The organism is Bacillus sp. V33-4, assembly GCF_002860225.1.
GTDB classification, from domain to species: domain Bacteria; phylum Bacillota; class Bacilli; order Bacillales; family Cytobacillaceae; genus Bacillus_BJ; species Bacillus_BJ canaveralius.
In genome coordinates this window covers 1-19658 of record NZ_PGVC01000035.1, presented here as the reverse complement: position 1 = coordinate 19658, position 19658 = coordinate 1, and the positions used below count along the sequence as shown (strand labels likewise).

At 41.5% G+C, this 19658-nt stretch carries 18 protein-coding genes, 2 pseudogenes and 1 riboswitch; of the genes and pseudogenes, 13 read left to right on the top strand and 7 right to left on the bottom strand.

Annotated features, from left to right (window positions below; translation table 11 throughout):
- The 4 genes from nrfD to CVD23_RS13535 all read left to right on the top strand — a co-directional run bounded on the left by nrfD (position 1) and on the right by CVD23_RS13535 (position 5002).
- Positions 1-1278 carry an NrfD/PsrC family molybdoenzyme membrane anchor subunit gene (gene nrfD / locus CVD23_RS13545; protein WP_101576154.1) on the top strand — a complete coding sequence of 426 codons (1278 nt, stop codon included), beginning with the start codon at positions 1-3 and terminating at the stop codon, positions 1276-1278.
- On the top strand, positions 1268-3052 hold the full coding sequence (locus CVD23_RS22525) for a molybdopterin-dependent oxidoreductase (RefSeq protein WP_257988441.1): 1785 nt from the start codon (positions 1268-1270) through the stop codon (positions 3050-3052). Before nrfD ends, CVD23_RS22525 begins: the two co-directional genes overlap by 11 nt.
- 123 nt (positions 3053-3175) lie before the next feature.
- On the top strand, positions 3176-4366 hold the full coding sequence (locus CVD23_RS22520) for a molybdopterin dinucleotide binding domain-containing protein (protein ID WP_257988440.1): 1191 nt from the start codon (positions 3176-3178) through the stop codon (positions 4364-4366).
- Between the two features lie 18 nt (positions 4367-4384).
- Positions 4385-5002 (top strand): hypothetical protein, encoded by a 618-nt coding sequence (locus CVD23_RS13535; protein ID WP_101576156.1) that lies wholly within the window; start codon positions 4385-4387, stop codon positions 5000-5002.
- A gap of 203 nt (positions 5003-5205) precedes the next feature.
- On the opposite strand, the gene CVD23_RS13530 is transcribed toward CVD23_RS13535, so the two are convergent.
- Entirely contained in the window at positions 5206-6429 is a 1224-nt protein-coding gene (locus CVD23_RS13530; RefSeq protein WP_257988438.1) for a hypothetical protein, read from the bottom strand.
- A 932-nt stretch (positions 6430-7361) separates the two neighbouring features.
- On the opposite strand from CVD23_RS13530, the gene CVD23_RS13525 reads away from it, so the two are divergent.
- The 7 genes from CVD23_RS13525 to CVD23_RS13495 all read left to right on the top strand — a co-directional run bounded on the left by CVD23_RS13525 (position 7362) and on the right by CVD23_RS13495 (position 13433).
- Positions 7362-8591, top strand: a complete 1230-nt coding sequence (locus CVD23_RS13525; protein ID WP_101576157.1) for a murein hydrolase activator EnvC family protein — start codon at positions 7362-7364, stop codon at positions 8589-8591.
- Positions 8592-8629: 38 nt separating this feature from the next.
- Positions 8630-8911, top strand: coding sequence for a DUF2933 domain-containing protein (locus CVD23_RS13520; protein ID WP_308314941.1), 282 nt, complete (start codon positions 8630-8632; stop codon positions 8909-8911).
- 171 nt (positions 8912-9082) lie between these two features.
- Positions 9083-9901 (top strand): prolipoprotein diacylglyceryl transferase, encoded by an 819-nt coding sequence (gene lgt / locus CVD23_RS13515; protein WP_101576158.1) that lies wholly within the window; start codon positions 9083-9085, stop codon positions 9899-9901.
- 304 nt (positions 9902-10205) lie between these two features.
- On the top strand, positions 10206-10532 hold the full coding sequence (locus CVD23_RS13510; RefSeq protein WP_180955664.1) for a four-helix bundle copper-binding protein: 327 nt from the start codon (positions 10206-10208) through the stop codon (positions 10530-10532).
- Between the two features lie 175 nt (positions 10533-10707).
- Positions 10708-11133 carry a hypothetical protein gene (locus CVD23_RS13505; protein ID WP_101666302.1) on the top strand — a complete coding sequence of 142 codons (426 nt, stop codon included), beginning with the start codon at positions 10708-10710 and terminating at the stop codon, positions 11131-11133.
- Positions 11108-12472, top strand: coding sequence for a 4Fe-4S binding protein (locus tag CVD23_RS13500; protein ID WP_101666301.1), 1365 nt, complete (start codon positions 11108-11110; stop codon positions 12470-12472). Before CVD23_RS13505 ends, CVD23_RS13500 begins: the two co-directional genes overlap by 26 nt.
- 22 nt (positions 12473-12494) lie before the next feature.
- Positions 12495-13433 (top strand): F510_1955 family glycosylhydrolase, encoded by a 939-nt coding sequence (locus CVD23_RS13495; protein WP_101666300.1) that lies wholly within the window; start codon positions 12495-12497, stop codon positions 13431-13433.
- Between the two features lie 104 nt (positions 13434-13537).
- Here CVD23_RS13495 and CVD23_RS13490 read toward each other — a convergent pair whose 3' ends face one another.
- From CVD23_RS13490 to CVD23_RS13470, 6 genes and pseudogenes are all read right to left on the bottom strand, one after another.
- A complete protein-coding gene (locus tag CVD23_RS13490) occupies positions 13538-13801 on the bottom strand; it encodes a hypothetical protein (RefSeq protein WP_101666299.1) in 264 nt (87 codons plus the stop codon).
- Positions 13802-13901: 100 nt separating this feature from the next.
- Complete coding sequence (locus CVD23_RS13485) at positions 13902-14474, bottom strand: TVP38/TMEM64 family protein (RefSeq protein WP_101666298.1); 573 nt, start codon at positions 14472-14474, stop codon at positions 13902-13904.
- 3 nt (positions 14475-14477) lie between these two features.
- Positions 14478-15155: a response regulator transcription factor gene (locus CVD23_RS13480; protein ID WP_101576165.1), complete on the bottom strand. Its 678-nt coding sequence runs from the start codon at positions 15153-15155 to the stop codon at positions 14478-14480.
- 261 nt (positions 15156-15416) lie between these two features.
- Positions 15417-15677, bottom strand: a complete 261-nt coding sequence (locus CVD23_RS22515) for a hypothetical protein (RefSeq protein ID WP_257988474.1) — start codon at positions 15675-15677, stop codon at positions 15417-15419.
- Positions 15678-15746: 69 nt separating this feature from the next.
- Positions 15747-15884, bottom strand: a pseudogene (locus CVD23_RS22510) (HNH endonuclease); the annotation flags it as partial.
- Positions 15885-16193: 309 nt separating this feature from the next.
- Positions 16194-17564 carry a HAMP domain-containing sensor histidine kinase gene (locus tag CVD23_RS13470; protein ID WP_101666297.1) on the bottom strand — a complete coding sequence of 457 codons (1371 nt, stop codon included), beginning with the start codon at positions 17562-17564 and terminating at the stop codon, positions 16194-16196.
- Positions 17565-17775: 211 nt separating this feature from the next.
- Here CVD23_RS13470 and CVD23_RS13465 point away from each other — a divergent pair, with 211 nt between their 5' ends.
- Entirely contained in the window at positions 17776-19008 is a 1233-nt protein-coding gene (locus CVD23_RS13465) for an ArsR family transcriptional regulator (RefSeq protein WP_101666296.1), read from the top strand.
- A 176-nt stretch (positions 19009-19184) separates the two neighbouring features.
- A pseudogene (locus tag CVD23_RS22505) lies at positions 19185-19327 on the top strand (transposase); the annotation flags it as partial.
- A 155-nt stretch (positions 19328-19482) separates the two neighbouring features.
- Positions 19483-19565, top strand: a riboswitch (cyclic di-GMP riboswitch).
- Positions 19566-19658: the final 93 nt, after the last annotated feature.

Genomic DNA, 19658 nt, shown 5'->3' with positions numbered 1-19658 from the left:
ATGGCAAATCTTGCAGTTAAAACAAATACGCAAGCAAGAACATCTTCAGCATTTAAAATATGGGTGTCATGTTTATTTGTCGCTTTTGCAGCGGGCGGATATTTCATTGTCGATCGTTTTATAACAGGCCTTTCCGCTACGAATCTATCAAGCATTACTCCGTGGGGAGCATGGATTGCCTTTTATATTTTCTTTGTCGGTTTAAGTGCAGGATCTTTTTTGTTATCGACACTCATCTATGTTTTTAACATGGAAGAATACGAACGGATTGGGAAAGCAGCCCTGTTTACAGCGATCGTCTGCATGATCGTTGCCTTAACGTTTGTATTGATGGATCTTGGCCGCCCTGATCGGATGCTTAATGCCATTATCTACTGGAATGTAACATCACCGCTCGCCTGGGAAGTCCACTTTTATCTCGTTTATATTGCCCTGCTGAGTGTCGAGCTTTATATTGCGATGAGAGAAGATCTAGTCAGATTGACTAAAACAAGTTCCATAAAAGGAAAAGTAGCCAGATGGCTTACCTTTAAAAACGCAACAATTGATGAGCTGACTAAAAAGCGGGACCATATGTGGATGAAAATTTTAGGAACAGTCGGAATTCCAATTGCTATTTTCGGTGTCCACGGCGGAACGGGAACGATCTTTGCTCTTGTCAAAGCCCGTCCGGGATGGAACACTGCCTTGTTCCCGATTATCTTTGTTGTTTCCGCAATGGTATCCGGTACAGCGTTATTACTCGCCATGTATGTTATTAAGAAAAAAATAAATAAACAGTCCATTGATAAAAATATGGTTCAATCATTAGCCAAATTGATGGTGGCATTTCTGATCATCGATCTTGGCCTTCAATTTTATGAATATTTAACAAGTTGGTACAGTCTTGAAAAAGAGCATATTGATACATTAGCCACGATGATGACAGGGAGCCTGTCTTGGTCGTTCAGGGGAGTACAAATGTTCCTCGGTGCCATAATTCCGATTGCGATTGTATTCTGGAAAAAAACAAGAGATTCGGTTAACGCACTATTGCTCGCAGCCATATTAATCGTTATCGGTATCATCGGCGTTCGATTCAATATCGTTGTGCCTCCGCTCATTGTGCCTGTATTTCATGAACTCCCTTGGGGCAACTATTTCCCGACGATTAACGAGTGGATGGTCAGTGTTGGAGTGGTCGCTATGGGGTTATTAATCTACTCTTTCGGCGAAAAGTTCCTGCCGATTGAAGAAACGGCATCGAATTCAAAAGAGGTGATCAACAATGGAAGATAAAAGAATGAAGCGGCGTGGATTTCTAAAAGCCCTTGGAACACTCGGAGCAATTGCATTTGTCGGCCCTGCTTTCGTCGGTCCGGTGAAGCAGGTCATGAATGGTGTCTGGATTGATGAAGCACACGGAGCAGGTACAGACTATCAGGATTATACAGCCGAAAATATCATTTTTACTTCGTGCCAGCAGTGCAACTCAACCTGCACCATTAAGGCATATGTCGTAGCAGGCAGTACAGCAGGCCCTTACTCTTCAATCATCCGCAAGATTGCCGGCAATCAATATAGCCCGATTAATATGGTCCCATACGGCCACATAAACTACGATACGCCTGTTGCCCAGGCGGTAAAAGGAACAGGGGATATTGCAAAATCAGGACGGGGCTTCAGAGGGGCTCGGACTTGTTTGAAAGGTCAGGCAGGTATTCAAACCGCCTACGATGTCTATCGTGTTCAAAAGCCGCTGAAACGTGTAGGTGAACGGGGAAGCGGAGTCTGGAAATCAATCAGTTGGGAAGAAGCTTATAAAGAGATCCTTGAAGGCAGTAAAGATCTTGGAACGCCCGGTTTGAAAAGCCTATGGGCATTTGTTCCTGAAGAAGCCGTGATGGCTGACTGGGAAAAACTAAAGTCTGGAGCCATGGATAAGACAACTTTTAATCAGAAGTATAAAGATGTCTTAATTGATACAAACCATCCGGACTTCGGTCCTAAATCAAATCAAATTGCGATCATGTCTGGGCACAGAAGGGAATTCATCGCCCGGCTTGCCGGACTGAGCCTTGGGACAGCGAACTACTATGACCACGGCGGAACTTGCGGGATCACCAGTGTTATCGGAAATGTCCGTTCCCATGATGCAGAAAAAACAAAAAAACGAATGATTCCTGATTATGAGAACGCAGAATTTGTGCTTGTCTGGGGAACAAATCCAATGGTGGCAAACCGAGGGCCAACTACCTTTGCTCCGCAAATGACAAATGCGATTGACCGGGGCATGAAAATGGTCGTGATTGACCCGCGCTTCAGCAAAACGGCTGAGAAAGCCCATATGTGGATTCCGGTTAAGCCAGGCGGAGATGGAGCACTGGCGCTTGCGATGTGCAGATGGATCATCGAAAACAACCGCTTTGATGAAATTTATTTAAGAAACCCGAACCAAAAGGCCGCAGCCGAAGATGGAGAGGCAACTTGGAGTGATGCTTCCTACTTAGTCAATTCTGGAGATAAAAAACGGCCGTTCCTGCGCGCCAAAGACCTTGGCCTCGGTGCAGAAGAATTTGTGGTTATGGAAAACGGCAAGCCGCTTCCGCACTCAAAAGCAGTAAACGGAGATTTAGAGGTTGATACAGTCATAAATGGGATTAAGGTCAAATCTGTCTTCAAAATTTTTAAAGACAAAGTAATGGAAAAAACAATGGAAGAATATTCACAGATTTGTGATGTTCCAGTTGAGCAAATTGCCCAGGTTGCCAGGGAATTCACCTCTCACGGGAAAAAGGTCGGCATTCATGCATACCGCGGACCTGCCATGCATGCAAACGGCTACTACAGCGTGCGTGCCATTAACATGCTGAACCATTTGGTCGGCAATCATGACTGGAAGGGCGGAGATACCTCACTTAGTGCCAAGTTCAAAGGAACAGAAGGCCGGTATGATCTTGTGAAAGTACCTAATCCAAATAAAGCATGGGGCATCCCGATATCAAGGCAGAAAACACCTTATGAAAAAACATCTTTATTTGTAAAAAACGGCTATCCAGCAAAACGACCATGATACCCGTTAGGGAATAACCTTATCCAGGAGGTGCTGCCAAGCTCAGCGGAGGGCTATCCGTATAAAATCAAAGCTTTGATCATTAACAGAACATCTATCATCATGTCAGGACCGCGTTCAGAAATGCAGAAGAAGTTCTTGAAAGATCCAAAAGTAGTGGAACTGGTGGTTTCATCAGATACGGTTATCGGAGAATCCACGAAATATGCGGATTTCGTTCTTCCGGATTTATCCTATTTGGAAAGCTGGAATACAGAAGATATATTCCCAATCTTAAAATATAAATTTGCGGGAGTTATTCAGCCGGTAACCCGGATTGTCCCTGATGCGCGCCCGACAGAACAAGTGTATATAGACCTGTTAAAAGCAATGGGGCTTCCGGGTGTTGGCGATCAGGCACTTGCAGACGGGTCGCCGATTCACAGTCCGGAAGACTATTATTTAAAAAGGATTGCCAATATAGCATTCGACGGCCAAAAACCGGTCCAGGATGCCAATTCAGAAGAAATCAGCGTCTTTGAAAAGGCAAGGAAAAATGCTTTGGGTAAATATTTTGATATCAATAAATTGAGAAATGCCGTAAAACCGGAAGAATGGAGAAAAGTTGTTTATGTATTAAACCGAGGCGGAAGGTTTGAACCCCAGGGAGATGAGTATAAAGGAAATCATCTTAAATATCAGTGGAACAATCTTGTGCATTTCTATGATGAAAAAGCAGCCGGTTTTAAGAGCGCATATACGGGGGAATTCTTTGAAGGAGTTCCGATTGCAGATGAAATCAGACAATACAATGACGAAGTTTACAAACCGACGAAGCCTTTGCAATTTATTAACTGGAAATCAAGAAATATGGCTACCCACAGAACAGAAAACAATGTATGGCTCCGTGAAATACGTTCAGAAAACTTTCTGTGGATGAATCCTGATGATGCCTCAAAACGCGGCTTGAAAACCGATGATGAAGTGTTCATCACTTCAACCAGTGCAAAGATAAAAGGCAGGGTGTTAGTTACTCCGGGAATTAAGCCGGGGGTTGTCGGTACGAATTTCAGCTTTGGGCATTTTGCTTACGGTTCAGAGGACGTTAAGATTGACGGAAAGGTTGAGAAAGGCACAAAAAAATACGGTCATGTACCGTTTGAATTCAACAAACCGCTTCATGAGGAATCAGGATTTGCAAAGCCGCGCGGGCAGGGCTTTTCGGTCAATGCCCTGTCTGACAAAGACGACAGTTACTTTGAGGGATACTTAGTAGACCCGTTGGCTGGCGGCCCGGCTCAGCAAGACGTTTTTGTGGATGTGGAAAAAGCATAGCGAGAGAAGGTGAATAAAGTGATCAGAAATTTGGAAGAGTTGCACGGTAAACTGGCGCTAGCAAATATTTTGACATCTGTATGGCTCGGTGACTGGGACCGTTATGAAGAAATATTTAATGATATGCCGAATGAAATTCGTATTCACTTTCCTTTTCATAAATATTATGACCGGGAGGAGGTCATGCTCTGGCATGAAAATCATTTCAGTATTCCCGGAGACTACTTTGTTTCCCCGTATTTTTCTTCTTATGGCAAAAGAGAAGGGGAAGAAGAAGATGATAGAAAACAAGATCTGTTATGCCTGATCGGCCTGTTTGAAAAGACAGGATTTTATTATCCATTGGAAAAAGAACGGTATCCCGACCACTTGGGATGTTTGACTGCGTTTCTGAGTTCGGTTTTGCTTGAACAGATAAAATCGGCGGAAAGGAACGATCATCAATATCTAGGGAGGCTTATCAATTTCGAGATGCAAATAGCAAAGGATTATATAGCTCCAGTTCTTCCAGCACTTCTTGATAAGGCAAATGAGAAAATTTCTAATCTATTCTTGAAAGAGTTTTTAAATTTTTACTTTCAAGCTATTAGAAACGATTGGATTGAGGCAGGAGCAATGAAGATTATTTCTCCTTGATGGAAAAGAATATTGAAACCCTTAGAAAGGTATTAAAATAAACACCCTTCTGCAGAAATAGTTTGTTTTATAGAAAAAATTCAAAGCCTCACTAAGGAACTCAAAATATGGATCCTAAGTGAGGCTTTGGCGCGGAAAGGTTCACATCTTTTTTTGCCGGGAATCCTCCTATACAGCAGTATCAACATTCATGGCAATCTTGTCTAAAACGCTGGCGTTCGTGCCGAATTTGCACATTGCCTCGCAATCACAGCGAAGATCAGAAAAAGGATATAGGAAATATTGCACATCTGGGAATGTTGAAAGGAAGGTCTTAAAAGTTGTGCTTTTATTTCTTTTTCTCTCTGATCTGGAGCGACCAGGTAAAAATTGCAGTTGTGTCCCCCCATCGTAAGGGCAAGATCATAGAGCCTTAGAATTCCGGAAAAGATGGAAGTGCTTTTTTCAACTTCGAAGGCACAAACAATTTGGTCGTTGCTGTCGAGCCACAACACATCTATTAAAGAGATTGTTTCTTTTACCTGGGACGGTATATCCTGCAGTTTCAGATGCGGTGCCGACAGTTCACCAAGTTTTTGATTGTTCCATTCCCGCTTATGATCATTTCTTGCAATCCAGACACGATAACCAAGAGAACCTCCCAATTTGGCTAAATGGTACTGCATCTCGGAATGTCCATTGTTTTCAAGTACTTCGTTCATAACTTCTGAATGGCGCTTCTTATTCGTTTTTTCGAGTTTTTCTATATTTTTCAGGACGAAATTGTGATTTTCACTAATCACCAATCTTCCTATTCCAATTTCAAAAAGCAAGCCGCCAACCGCACCAAGATCCTTTGACAGCAAGGAACTATATGTTTTGTTAAAGTTTTGGATCACTTCTTTCATTTTAAGGTACTCCGTCCATGATCCGAGCTTGGCTTTTTCATTAAAAAGCAGGTTAAATCCTTTGACTATTGCAGTATTGAATGGAGGGAAAACGGTAGGATGAAGAAAGTACAGGATATTTGCGACAGCAGGTCCGAGTCCTTTAATATTTTCTCCGTTTAATTTATAGACTTCTTCGAGAAGCTGTTTTTCATTCGTGCCATACAGACAGCTTTTAAGGAATCTTCCAAAAGTTTTTTTATTTATTTCATTTTCGTATATATCCGGGATTCGCAGCTTCGGTTTCCAATAGAAAGCATGTGCAGCTCCTTCAAATACCTGCTTTTGTTCTGCGATCGCAGTTACAACGGTTTCTAAAGAAGACCCTTTAAAATCAGACCCGAATTGATCATTCTCAATATCCTCAACAACTGCCTTTATCCCGTTTCGAATCGTCCGGAAAGCTTTCAATCTTTCATCATTATTAATGAACCAAGTTTGGTAGACAGATTCAACATCAGCCCGGTATTCCCGGATCATTCGTTCATAATAGCTTGCCACTTCGCGTCCCCCCTGAATAGCTAAGAAATAAATGATCTCTATTTTATATTTAATATTTGCAGTTTATGTGCAGATAGGGATTAATTGGAATGATAAAAAGCGCCCGTAACCGGACGCTTTTTTAGATGAGTTATATAAACAAGGGGGGACAAGTTATATAACCTTGACAATATATTAAAGTATTTCTTTGCAGAAATTATGAATCTGCTCCAGGGCAGTTTTATTTTCAGCTAATCATTAAGAACGCGATTCATGAATTCTCCATATCTTTTCAATTCAATCTGCATATTTTTTTGCGATTCTATTTGTATTAATGAAGAACGGAGGGAGCCCATGGGCTATAAGAGAGTATTCATGTTAGCCGGATCAGCAGCAATCATTCTTTTTATAGGATGGTTTTATTTTAAGCTGTTGTTACCGTAGATCCGAGACAGGCGGAAAGTACGTGGGCTGATAAGGTTCAGGCAACGACAGCGATTAATTAAAAAATATTGATAATATTCCTTTAAGAATTTTTACGTGGGGAAAAAATGATCTGACAAATTAAGAAGGAATTATCGTAAAAAAATTTGGGCTTTGATTGATTGGGTTCTTCATTATAACAGGAATTATTCACCGGGCTGATGTTCGAGAATCAGCTCTTTTTTATGTGCCAAAAAAGCCGATGTTATCACTTTGTATTTATTTTGTTACAAAAATGAAATGAAAAACGCTAAAATTCTCCATATTTCAACACTAATCTTATAATGGGAAAAGAAAAGGAGGCAGTTGTACTGGAAGCTGGAAAACAGCATAGGAAGCTATCGTTTGTGAAATGGTGATCAAACAACCAGACTGCCGGACGACTATAGAGTCCTCTATCAGCAAAGAAAGCTATCAGAAAAGTCCTATTTTAAGAGTACATACAATATTAACGTAAAGGAGAATCAGGTTTGCGAAATTCTATGAAAATCGTGTCAGTGGCCGCCATATTGGGAATAGGAAGTTTATGGGCAGAAACAATTCCTATAAAAGCTGTGGAATTGACTCAAGAATCTACCGAAGCTGAACAGACGGACGTTGAAGATAATATTAATAAGGCAAATAGCAAAATTAGTAAACTTCAGGAAGAGCAGGCGAAAGCCAGCCAGGAAGTCGAGAAGCTGAACAATGCGATCAGCGGCACCCTTCAACAAATAAATGAAAAAAATCAACAAACAGAAGAGGCAAAAAGTAAAATTGAAACGCTTCAAAAAGAAATCAGTGAAATCACAGGCCGGATCGAAAAACGAAATGGTCTCTTAAAAGACCGTGCCCGCTCTTTCCAGGAGAATGGGGGAGAAGTTAGTTATATAGATGTTATTTTTGATGCAAAAAGCTTTACTGATTTCGTCGACCGGGCTGGAGCAGTAGCTGTTATTATGGAAGCTGACCGTGACCTTCTTGAGAAACATGAGACAGATAAAAATTCATTGGAAAAAACTCAATCAGAATTGGAAGCACAATTGCTTTCTTTAGAAGCGATGCTGGCTGAATTGGAAAAATTGAAAGAAGATTTAAACTTAAAAAAAGAAGAGCAGAATCGCATAATTGGTCAATTACAAGAAAGTGAAAAAGCTGTTAAAGCCGAAGTCCTTTCATTAGAAAAAGAAAGAATCATACTTGTTAATAAAAAGACAGAAATAGAGAATAAAAAATTAACAGAACAAAAGAATCAATCAATTGCAGATGCCCAAAATAATCAGAATGGCCAAGGTTCTGCCGGGACTGTATCAGAAAGTCCCAAAGTTGCACAAGCGAATGGGAACGGGTCATTTATTTGGCCAACGATCGGCGGAGTAATCACAACCTATCAGGGAATGCGCTGGGGCAGTTTCCATAAAGGAATCGATATTGCCAGACCGGCGGACTATTCCATTTTGGCGGCAGACAGTGGCAAGGTCACTTTTGCGGGCTGGAAAAATGGTTATGGGAACACGATTGTTATTGAACATAACAACGGATATAAAACTCAATATTCACACATGGATTCTTTAAATGTAAATGCTGGAGAAGCAGTCAGCCAGGGAAGTAAGATTGGTATCATGGGTTCTACCGGGTTCTCAACAGGAATCCATCTCGATTTTGAAGTCTATTATAATGGCAAACTACTGAATCCGATGGATGTTCTGCCAGGAAGGTAGCAGAGAATTTACGAAAAGATCGATCAAGAGCCAGGTGAATGTTAAAGTCTATACAAATTTTCTCGATAAAAAATCCATTATTATTTTATATGATAAAGAAAAGAGGAGTGATAAAAATGGAATGGCTGTCATATCTGGTGTTATTACTTTGTCCGCTTATGATGATCTTTTGTATGAAGGGGCACGGAGGGGGACACAAACATCATGATTCACACAGTTCGAAGGATTTCAATAATAAAGTGGACAATCTGGAGACCGAAAATGCAAAGCTGCGTAAAGAAATCGATGCTCTTTCATCAATTGTGAGAAAAGAATCTTAGCAGATGAAAGCCGTTGCTTAAATGAGCAACGGTTTTGCAGCTAAATAACTGGAAAATTATATTTTCAAATCATCTACAAAAGTTTTGGTATTGCACAAAATCTTGATATCGATGATTTAAACTGTTGCTATGCTAATATTTTTTTAAAAGTGAAAAGGAGGCAAAGGAGTTATGGAACAAATGCAGCATCTCAACAGAGTGGCTTTTGAACTTGGTCCAATCACTGTTTATTGGTACGGCATTATAATAGGAACAGGATTATTATTGGGCTGGCTGCTTGCCACAAAGGAGTCCCAGAAGCTTGGTCTCAATAAAGATATTTTTTCCGACTTATTGCTGTGGGCGATCCCGATCTCGATTATTAGTGCAAGAATTTATTATGTTCTATTTAAATGGGAGTATTACGCAGAAAATCCTGGAGAAATCGTTGCGATTTGGGAAGGCGGCATCGCGATTCATGGTGCCTTAATCGGTGGTGCAGTGACAGCAGTTGTTTTTGCGAAAAAGAAGGGAATCTCATTTTGGAAACTTGCTGACATTGCGGCACCAAGCATTATTCTCGGGCAGGCGATCGGGCGTTGGGGCAACTTTATGAACCAGGAGGCCTATGGTACAGAAGTTGCACGATCCTTTTTGGAAGGTTTAAATCTGCCGGAGTTTATCATTAATCAAATGTATATAAATGGCGCCTATCATCACCCGACATTCCTTTATGAATCAATTTGGAATTTGAGCGGATTTGTTTTACTGATTTTTCTTAGGAAGTTTCAGCCTAAACAAGGAGAGCTATTTCTTTCATACGTCATTTGGTATTCAATCGGCAGGTTCTTTATCGAAGGCTTAAGAACCGATAGTTTAATGCTGACTGATACGTTACGGATCGCCCAGATGATGTCTCTGTTCCTTATTGTAACGGCCACTTTCTTGATTGGCTTCAGAAGATGGAAGGGATATGCGAAATTCAGGTATGCGGAAAGTATTCATAATTGAGACTCCCACGCCTAAAGGCGCAAGTCCTACACCTTACGGTGTAACGGTAGCATCTTTTCAGACAATTGAGGTAGCAAAAACTACCTCTTGTCTGACCTCACTTTCATCCCACGTCTAAAGACGGGCTAGGCCCTGCGTGGGCTTTTTCGTTCGAAGAATTTGTAAATAAAGAAAAAAGAAGGAAGGTGATTATATTCCTTTCTTCTTTTTTATCAACTTAAATATGCATTTTTTATGCAGTTTATTCCATTTATCACAGGGGAAAACTTTAAAGAACACAAATCTTATTTAAGGGGATGTTATGATGAGTTTAACTCATGAACAATGTATTAAAGCCTGTCTCGAATGTATGGAAGCCTGCAATGTTTGCTTTGATGCATGTTTACAGGAAACAGACGTAAAGATGATGGCAGACTGCATCCGCCTCGACCGGGAATGCGCCGATATTTGTGCGTTTGCGGCACAAGCGATGCAATCAAATAGTCCGTTTGCCAAACAAATTTGCCAGTTATGCGCCGACATTTGCGAGGCGTGCGGAAATGAGTGCAAAAAGCATGATCATGACCACTGCCAAAAATGTGCCGAAGCTTGTTACAAATGTGCGGAAGAGTGTCGAAAAATGGCCTCATAAGCGCCCATACAAAAGCCTGCTCACCAAATGGTGGACAGGCTTTTCCATTGGCTTTCTCCTAAAATGTAATATAACTCATCGCTGTCACCAATTATCCATAAAAAAAGCACAGTTTCTGCAACATATTTTATTAGATTTAGGAAAGTTAACTTAAGGCGGTGAAAGAGTGTTGAGGTTGGGGTTCATTTTTTTATTAAATGCGATGGTCTTATTGTTATTTCCTATTTCTTTTGCATTGGCAGATGCAGGGCATACGGATGAAAAAAGCATTATAGAGGATACCGAAGCGTTCAGAAATGGTAATCAGGGTCTTGATGGTGAACACTCAGGACATTCAAATCAGAACGTACATGAACAGCATAATGGAAAGGCAGATCATGAAGCGGAGCATACTGATCCGGTGGATGACTCCGGTGAAACTGTACATAGTGAAGAAGGAACGCATGGGCATGCGGACGAAACAGTGATTGAAACTCCACCAAATTATAAGGTGTTAGGCACTTTTGGAGCAATCAATTTTTCGTTTCTAATTGCAGGCTTGTGGAATAAAAGACTGAGAAAGAAGGTTCAGCCGCATGTCGATGCCCGAAAAAAAGCTTAATTCATCCAAGCAGCCTTTTAACCTTTTAGATATACCAATGATTAAAAAATTTATGAAAAGCCAATGGTATCCAGGAATCTTTCAATGGACGGCCTTTATTGTTTTTTCGGTGATCGTATTCCAATTGGTTGCCGGCACCGCCAGCTCGCATAGTAATTTTGGTACGTCGATGACGTGGGTGCTGTGGTGGCCGATTGTGCCCGTTCTGTTTATTGTCGCGGGCCGGTTTTGGTGTGCGGTTTGTCCATTCGGCAAACTGAGCGATCTTGTCAGAAAGTTTACGGGCAGTGAAAAGCCGATGCCGAAGTTTTTAAAAAAGTATGGAATCTGGCTGATTGACCTTTTTTTTATTATGATTACATGGAGCGACCATGTCTGGGGGATCGTTGAATCGCCTAGAGGGTCCGGATACTTGCTGCTGATTCTTGTCACAATGGTTGTCATCACATCAGTTTTATATGAGAGAAGGACATTTTGTAAAACTCTTTGCTTCCTTGGCGGATTAGCAGGCAACTATTCCCGCTCAGGGATGCTGCAATTAAGGGGAACTCCGGAAATATGCCGGACTTGCAAAACGCAATCATGTTATAAGGGTAATGAAAAAGTGGAAGGCTGCCCGATGTTCCAGTATGTACGCACAATGGATTCAAGCGCGGATTGCAACCTCTGTGCAAACTGTGTTAAATCATGTCCGAACAATTCGATTAAAGTCACAATGAGAGTCCCGACCAAGGAATTATGGGGAATAAAAAATCCCAAGCTGGAACATGCCTCACTGGCAGCCGTCATTATGGGAATCGTGTTTGTTCAAAATATCACGATGCTTTCAATCTGGGAAGATATTTTACGGGTGATTGGCATTTTTACGAACACAACCAATTACACGGTAAACTTTACTGTTGCTTATGTGATTTCGATGGTAATCCCGATTTTTCTGTTGTTAGGGACAGCCAAGCTTGCTGCATTGAAGGGAAACGCGACAAAGGTAAAAGAAAATTTTGTGAAATTCGGCTATGCGATTATTCCATTGGACCTAGCCGGACATTTAGGCCACAATCTTTTTCATATTCTTACTGAAGGAAAAGCAATCTGGTTTAATTCGGCAGCATTGTTTGGAATCAAAATGAGCGGTGATTTAAGCCTTGCGTCTGTCTCTGCCGTTCAATTGATACAATATGCAATCATTTTGCTTGGCTTTGCAGGGTCGGGCTATACGGTTTATCGAATCGGCAATAAAGGGACTTTTAAGCAATTGGCGCCTTATTATGGACTGATGCTCGTTCTGACAGTAGCAAATCTTTACATGTTTTCATTGCCAATGGCACACCGGGTAGGATAATAGCAAAAGGAGACACACAATAATGAAAATTAAAATACTGGCAGGGTTAATCGCAACAGGAGCAATACTTATATCAGGCTGCAGCAATGAAAGTGGTAATGGCGACGAGAAAACTCTTGAAAGCGGGTATAAAGTGGAGCATATCCACGGCCTTGCCTATACAGAAAATAATTCGATCTATGTGGCCTCACATGAGGGAATGATTATGACTAAAAATGAGGGCAAAGATTGGGTAACAGCCGGAAACACGGATTTTGATTTTATGGGCTTTCATGTCCAATCAGACGGCACGATGCTGACGAGCGGACATCCGGGCGCTAAATCTGACCTCCCCAATCCGCTTGGAGTTTTGGAAAGCACTAATAACGGAAAAAAATGGGAAACTAAAGCTTTGCTAGGAAAAGTAGATTTTCATATTCTCTCTTCAAATTATCATAACCCCGAAATGATTTACGGGGTAAACCAGATGGATAGCGGGGACTATAAGGCAGGTATTTATAAGAGCACGGACCGGGGAGAAAATTGGGAAAGGCTGAAAGCCACAGGACTGCCTGATGACTTGCATGGCATGTATTCGCTGCTTTCCCTGCCGGATGATGAAAATGTATTGATAGCCGGTACAAACGAAGGAGTTTTTCGATCTGAAGATGGCGGCAAGACATGGAAGCCCGCTGATCCGAGCCGGTTGATTACCGCGATCAGCGTCATCCCTGGTTCATCAGAGCTGATCAGCTATTCAATAACAGAAGCGGAAGCAGGTATCATGAAGAGCAAGGATAGCGGACAAACCTGGGAGAAGATCGGGTTGGATCTCGGAAAAGATGCCGTCTCCTATTTTGGCATCCATCCAAAGGAGCCAAATAAAATAGCGGTCGTCACATTTGAAAATAATCTTCTTGTGTCAGAAGACGGAGGAGAAAATTGGAGTACCTTAATGGAAAAAGGCGAATTGCAAAATTGATTCGCAGTTAAGCAGGAAAGCATTAGAGGAGCGTTCTTCTAATGCTTTTTGTTGAGCAAAAAAGGATTGGCAAAAGCCAATCCAAAAAATAAAGTAACCCCTGCTTATAAGTTGTTCATCATGCTGTTATTGTCATTCATCATATTATCCGTTTTCTCTTCTCTCATTGTTCCTCCGTTGCCATGGCAGGAATCATACATATCTTTCAATTCCTTCTCGGATAAATCAGGATGCATTTCCTCCATTTTTGGTTTCATTTGGCCAAAGTTTATTGTTCCTTCGCCATCATTGTTTGCCTGTGCAAAAGCATACGTTCCTGCTCCGAAAATAAAGGCTGCACTTAAAATCCCAATTGCTAATTTTTTCATTTTTAGCATCTCCTTTCTTGATCCAAGAATACCTTAAACAAATGGAGAATTTATCGAGAAGTTGTGAAAGTTCTATGTGAAATAAAAGCCAGTTCAACTCTCATTCTTCGGCGATTTCCTGTTTAATCTTTCTTCTTTTCCTAACGAAATATGCAAATAATACAACAATAACAAAAATCAAAATCCCCAGCTGCCACTCCATTTTCAAATTAAACACAGTGTTAACTGAGTAGGCTTCAATCAATAAGGACGGAGCTTTACCGACAGTGCTCGCAATACTGAAGGAAATCAGCCCCATTTTACTCAACGCCGCTGCCAGTGTAACTGCACCAGAAGGAACGAACGGCAATATTCTCAGCAAAAGTACGAGAATGGCTGCCTCAACCCCTCCAGTATTTATCAGCTTTCGCAAAAACGTATTCTTCATTTTCCGATCAGTTGTAAATTTATTGATCCCTTTTCGATAAATCACAAAGCTGACGATCGCTCCTGCTGCCTCACCTGCAATTGAAACAATCAATCCGGTTTCAAAGCCGAAAAACGCAATATTGCCTGCGGTAATGAAAGCGCTCGGGACAACACCTGAAATCGCTATCGCAATATTAAAGACTATGCTGATCAAAGCCGCGACAATTGGATTAACAGGGAACCACTCAAGCAAGAAGTCATCCATTCCCTATTCTTTCCCGGACCATTTGTATCCGACACCCCAGACTGTAATTAAGTAATCATCGGCGGGAAACCCGGCTTTGCGAAGTTTTTCCCGTAAATTTCTTACATGGGAGTCGATCGTCCGGTCTTCGGTTGCGACACCGTAACCCCAAATGGAAGTGATTAAATGTTCCCTGGTAAATACTTTGTTTTGGTTGTTCAAAAACAGACTCATCATTGCAAATTCTTTCGGTGTCAGCGGGATCTCAACATTGTGATATTTAAGCTCAAAAGAGTCGTGATCCAGCAAGAGACCCTGAAATGAAACCCTTCCGGTTTCACTCTTTTTTCTCCTTAATACCGCTTCAATTCTTGCCATCAGCTCTTCCTCATCAAACGGTTTGGCAATGTAATCATCCGCTCCGATGTTTAATCCTTTCACAATATCGTTTTTTTCGCTTCTGGCAGTAAGCATAATAATTGGGATATCCCAGTGCTTTCGAATTTCCTGGCAGGCTTCCCAACCGTCCATTTCAGGCATCATCACATCGAGGAGGATCAGATCTGCTGGATTAGACTCTAAATATTCAATCGCATCGAGCGCTGACCCGGTTTTAATACAATGATATCCCCGGGGGGAAATATACAAGGATAACAAATCGAGCATCATTGGCTCGTCATCTACTAGTAAAATGGTTTTCATCGCAGTTCGGGCAAGGAGACCCCGTCTAAAACGCGGTAGCGTTTAGACGGGGAGGAATTGCCCTTCTCTCCTTTCGATAAGCCATGTACTCGCTCTTTTGAGCGGTTTGAGTTTCTTATAGCTTGCACTACGGTGGATGACCGTTCCATCTAACTGGCGAAGGTCGAAGTAACCGGACATACGCCGTCCGAATATGAAACAGACGGCTCCCTCAAATTCTACTTTGTCAAAAAGCTGGAACCCTTTCACCCATCGCTCTGCCTAGTTTGATTTTCGTTTGCCGCCTTTTAATATGGTCGCTTTATGAAGCTGGCGGTTGTTCTTGCGGACTTGTTTGATGAAGTATATGTGGTGCGGCGGTACGGCAAGCGGGTTCCCGCTGATACATCGTGCGTCCACTAGATGGGATTTCTCCAGTCCACTTCTAATTCGGGTGTTCTTCGTGATGTAGCCATACGTAATGTTTGCACCCTCGAATACTTTCTTTAAACCATTATAGATGAACCAACGCATCACGGTCATTTGTGAGGTATCCCGAAGGGTGAGACTTTTTCGAGTGAATAAATGTTCCAACTCATTGGAGTGAATGTAATCATGGCAAGTTTCACATAATGTTATGAGGTTGTCCGGGCTGTCCCCACCTGTTTTCCGGCTTTCGATATGATGCACATTTAGGATTTTGTCCTTGGATTTCCCTTTGCAGTGCTTCTTGCTTTCCTTGGCTTGCACGGCATCAAAGGCTTGCCGTGCTTGTTAATCACGTACACTAGCATGGTTAGCGTACCTCCTACAATCAATGTATGGAGTCAGTTATCCTTTGCCAATGTTGGAAAGGCTTGTCATGCTTGCAACACCGCCCACAACCCTTTAGGGCTTTTAATCACAAACGACAGGGCTTACAGCTAGGATTCGCACCGTAAGGTGTCGTGACCTGTCCAACGTAGTCACACACATTTTGTGACTTAGGCTAGTCAACATGGCTTGCATGGCTTTGCAAGCCCCTTCCAATTCGTGAGAATTGGCGGGGGTAATTGACCGTCAATCGGCTCCCTTAAATATTAACTCGAATTCTGTACCTTCATTTTCAATGCTTTTAACAGTAATTGTACCGCCGTGAGCATGAACCAGCTCTTTAACAATCGCGAGACCGAGGCCTGATCCTCCCAGAGCTCTCGTCCGCGCTTTGTCTACTCGATAAAAGCGGTTAAAGATGTATGGTATATCATCTTTAGGTATTCCTTTGCCGTTGTCTTTAATTATTATATGGACTGCTTCTTTCTTTTTTCTTACTGTAACAATCGTTTTCGTCCCTGAAGGAGAATACTTAATCGAATTATCCAGTAAATTAAAAACTATTTGGTCAAGTCTTGAAGGATCGGCCTCCAGAAACAAATCAGAAGGGCACTTCACTATTAAAATCATATTTTTCTCCCGGAAAGCAGGGGAAAATTTCTTTTCAACTTTTTTAAAAAAATCGTTCAAATCAATGGTCCTTTTTTGAATAACAAATGAATTTTTGTCGATTTTCGCAAGTTCAAATAGATCCTTAATCAATGCTGAAAGCCGGTTCGTCTCTTCGAGAATAATTTGTAAATATTTTTCCCGTTCCTCCCCCGATAGTTTTCGCTTATGAACAATGTCTGCATATCCTTTTATATATGTTAAAGGGGTCCTGAGCTCATGGGAGATGCTTGCTAAAAAATCATTGCGCTCTTGTGTTAAATAATTCAGGTCAGTTGCCAGCAACTCAATCGATTGCGCCAGATCCCCGAGTTCGTCGTTTCCTGTTTTGGGCAGTGTAACAGAGAAGTCGCCTTGACTTATTTGCGACTTCGCTTCTTTCATTTTAATCAGCGGTTTAGTGAGTGCTTTTGAAAGAAAGACAATGATAATAAAAGTTAGGGAAACCGCTATTAAGCCTGCCAATAAAAAGTGTTCATTCAGACGTTCAATTAACGAATGCACAGATTCTGTATTTTGAAACATAAACACATTTCCGACAATCTGCCCATCGACTTCGACTGGACTGATGGTCGCAATGAAAGGCTCATCCTGCCAGTTATCTTCTACAATTCGTCCTTTGCGCGAAATATTAGAAGGTTGTGATTTTAAATATTTAGTTAAGGGCTGGGTTTGGGCTGAAGAGTCAAGAATTTCCCCGGCTGTGTTCGTAATGACAACATCCGTATCCGCTTCAGACTCCATCAAAGTAACATGCGATATGGTTTGTGAGTCGAAATGTTTTTCGAGAATGGCTCTGTGTGAGTTCCCCCTTGCCTGTAATGAAAGCAGCTCTTCTTCTATGCGTGAATCGACAATCGCCGAATGCAAAAAGAAAAACATAAATGTTTCAAGGCCAAAGATGATCAGAAAAAATACTGTTCCCAGCTTGATCGAAAGCTTGTTCATTGGTGGCTCACCTTCTTCAATCTATTTTTTCATTATATTTAATAAATTTGGAGATTCTGTGCAGAATAATCTCATTCATTTTAGAATGAAAGAAGTTGTCTGTATACATATTTAGAACCATTTTTCAGTAAGCTGCGAGCTTACTGCACAATTTCTGCAAAAGCTTGCTGTATCTTTTTACTGTAGTCATAGTAACGAAAGGAGTTTCAAAATGAAAAAGTTTCTGGCAATATGTTTAGTTGCTTTATTAGCGATTGGCTTGGTCGCATGTACGAATGATAATAATAACAATCAAAATGAAAACAAGGATCAATCGGAAAATATGGATGGAATGGATCATGGTGACACGAACCATAAAGAAGGCAGTGGGACTTCTGATAGTTCTTCGGAGGTTAGCAGCACAAAAAACGTAACGAGACTTGATGCGGCAAATTTAGTAGATGCTGCGGTTAAAGTTTCAAATACAGTGTGGCCGGCGACTCATGATGAAAACAAGCCTGGTGCGGTTATACTCGTCCCAACCGATAACTGGCAAATTTCACTTGCGGCGACAACGTTAATCCATCATCCAAACAACGGGCCAGTCTTGTTTTATGAGGACGATGAAATCCCGGAGGCGACTTTAGCTGAGTTGGAGCGCCTTGCTCCGACTGGAAATGTCGATGGCACAGAGGTAATGGTAGTGGGAAATCCAAGCAAAAAAGTGTTGGATCAGCTTGATGATTTTTCCGTTGAACAAATTAAAGGTGATGATCCGGCGGAGTTTGCCAAAGCAGCCGACCAAAAATATGCTGATGTATCCGGAGAACTTCCGCAAGGTTTGATTATTGTGTCAGCTGAAGAGGAGGCAAAACTATTTTCTCTTATTGCCGGAAACTGGATTGCCCACATGCCGGAGCCTGTACTATATGTGACAAAAGACGGGATTCCCGATGCGACCAGGGAAGCGCTGGAGCTTAGGAATAATAATGCCAATATTTATGTGCTCGGACCGGAATCCGCGATTTCAAATGACATTTTCAATGACTTAGATAAATATGGGACCATAACGAGAATAGAAGGAGAAACTCCGGCTGCGGCTTCAATCGCTTTTGCGAGATTTAAAGATGAGCAGACGGGATTTGGCTGGGGTCTTACAGAACCGGGTCATGGACTAGGCTTCGTCTCAACAAAAAGCGCCGACTATGCAATTGCCGGGGCGCCGTTCGCCCATCTTGGCAAGCACGCTCCGATAATCTGGCTTAAAGATGGTGAATTAACTGGGGAGACACATGAATTCCTCGGCCAATTACAACCGAAATTTACCGATGATCCAACAGTCGGGCCATACAATCATGCATTTATTATCGGGTCGGGCAAAGAAGTGACCATGGAAAACCAGGGCATGATTGATATGATGCTGGAAATTGTATCTGCCGATGGCGGAGGACATGGAGGACATTAATATATACACAAGCAAAAGGCTTTCGTTGAAAGCCTTTTTATTTTAATGGTTTAAAAAATCACAGGCTATGCCTGTGGCATTAAGAAGCTATGCTTATGTAATGAAAAAGGTCAGCTCCATTTTGTATATTAGCAAGTGATTCAAGCCTAAAAATATACAAAACCGGAGACTGACCTATGGATAAAAGCTTATCACATACAAAATGGAACTGTAAATATCACATCATATTTATACCAAAATATCGTAGGAAGATGTATATGGTAAATACAGAAGAGAAATCGGAAGGATTCTCCGCCAATTATGTGAGTATAAAGGGATAGGTAATGTTTATCATTGCTCACATCTGGTGAAAACGTATGGAAGACAAATTGTTCTGCAGACAATATTTAATTTTAATAGAAAAATATTGAAATGTTTTACTTAAAATAGTAATATATGATCAGGAAAAAAGTTACATAATTCAACAATATTAACCAATGATAAAGGCAAATCCGACGAAAGTTGGAGGCGCAAAGCCACGGGTCTAAAGCAGATGCCATGACAGCCGGGTTACCGAATGGATTAAAGATGCTTCTTTCAGCTTCTTGTTGTGTGCGGTATCCTTCTGCTATTTAGCCGGCGGTGCCTCATGAAAGGAGCTGTTTTGTGTT

Excerpts from the sequence above, each read along its gene's own strand:
- nrfD (WP_101576154.1), top strand. The coding sequence starts at position 1 with ATGGCAAATCTTGCAGTTAAAACAAATACGCAAGCAAGAACATCTTCA.
- CVD23_RS22525 (WP_257988441.1), top strand. The coding sequence starts at position 1,268 with ATGGAAGATAAAAGAATGAAGCGGCGTGGATTTCTAAAAGCCCTTGGA.
- CVD23_RS22520 (WP_257988440.1), top strand. The coding sequence starts at position 3,176 with ATGCAGAAGAAGTTCTTGAAAGATCCAAAAGTAGTGGAACTGGTGGTT.
- CVD23_RS13520 (WP_308314941.1), top strand. The coding sequence starts at position 8,630 with ATGTTAAAGTCTATACAAATTTTCTCGATAAAAAATCCATTATTATTT.
- lgt (WP_101576158.1), top strand. The coding sequence starts at position 9,083 with ATGGAACAAATGCAGCATCTCAACAGAGTGGCTTTTGAACTTGGTCCA.
- CVD23_RS13510 (WP_180955664.1), top strand. The coding sequence starts at position 10,206 with ATGAGTTTAACTCATGAACAATGTATTAAAGCCTGTCTCGAATGTATG.
- CVD23_RS13500 (WP_101666301.1), top strand. The coding sequence starts at position 11,108 with ATGTCGATGCCCGAAAAAAAGCTTAATTCATCCAAGCAGCCTTTTAAC.
- CVD23_RS13495 (WP_101666300.1), top strand. The coding sequence starts at position 12,495 with ATGAAAATTAAAATACTGGCAGGGTTAATCGCAACAGGAGCAATACTT.
- CVD23_RS13490 (WP_101666299.1), bottom strand. The coding sequence starts at position 13,801 with ATGAAAAAATTAGCAATTGGGATTTTAAGTGCAGCCTTTATTTTCGGA.
- CVD23_RS13485 (WP_101666298.1), bottom strand. The coding sequence starts at position 14,474 with ATGGATGACTTCTTGCTTGAGTGGTTCCCTGTTAATCCAATTGTCGCG.
- CVD23_RS13480 (WP_101576165.1), bottom strand. The coding sequence starts at position 15,155 with ATGAAAACCATTTTACTAGTAGATGACGAGCCAATGATGCTCGATTTG.
- CVD23_RS22515 (WP_257988474.1), bottom strand. The coding sequence starts at position 15,677 with ATGACCGTGATGCGTTGGTTCATCTATAATGGTTTAAAGAAAGTATTC.
- CVD23_RS13470 (WP_101666297.1), bottom strand. The coding sequence starts at position 17,564 with ATGAACAAGCTTTCGATCAAGCTGGGAACAGTATTTTTTCTGATCATC.
- CVD23_RS13465 (WP_101666296.1), top strand. The coding sequence starts at position 17,776 with ATGAAAAAGTTTCTGGCAATATGTTTAGTTGCTTTATTAGCGATTGGC.